Genomic DNA, 411 nt, shown 5'->3' on the forward strand with positions numbered 1-411 from the left:
TCCAGGGCCTGAAGGAACACGTTCCCCAAGGCCGCAAGATGACGCTGGCGGAACCTGCCGATGGACCGGAAATCCGGGGCCTGCTGCGCGGCAAGCCAGCGGAACGCCACCACGTCCACGCACGCCCGTTCCAACTCCCGCGAGGAACGCACCCCGACGCAGTAGCCATAGAGAAGGACCCGGACCATCAGCCGCGGATCGTACGGCGGCTGGCCCTTGGTCTTCGCATACGAGCCGTAGAACCGGGACAGGTCCAGTTCCTCGGCGACGATCTCGGCAATAAACCGGGCCAGATGATTGCCCGGCAACCACTCGTCCAGCGACGGCGGCACCAGCATCACGGCGTCCGGCTCAAAGGCCTTGAACCGCTTGTTCACCCCGGCACCGGTTTCCACCAAACCCTCATCAACA

1 protein-coding gene is annotated in these 411 nt (G+C 64.7%); it reads right to left on the minus strand.

Annotation, left to right across the window (positions count from 1 at the left end; genetic code table 11):
- Window positions 1–377: transposase (locus tag J1902_RS19165; RefSeq protein ID WP_443623211.1), on the minus strand; the 377-nt coding region annotated here is incomplete at its 3' end.
- Between the last annotated feature and the right edge of the window lie 34 nt (window positions 378–411).

Origin of the sequence: Arthrobacter cavernae (genome assembly GCF_017368795.1) — a bacterium.
In the GTDB taxonomy this organism is placed as follows: Bacteria; Actinomycetota; Actinomycetes; order Actinomycetales; family Micrococcaceae; genus Arthrobacter; species Arthrobacter cavernae.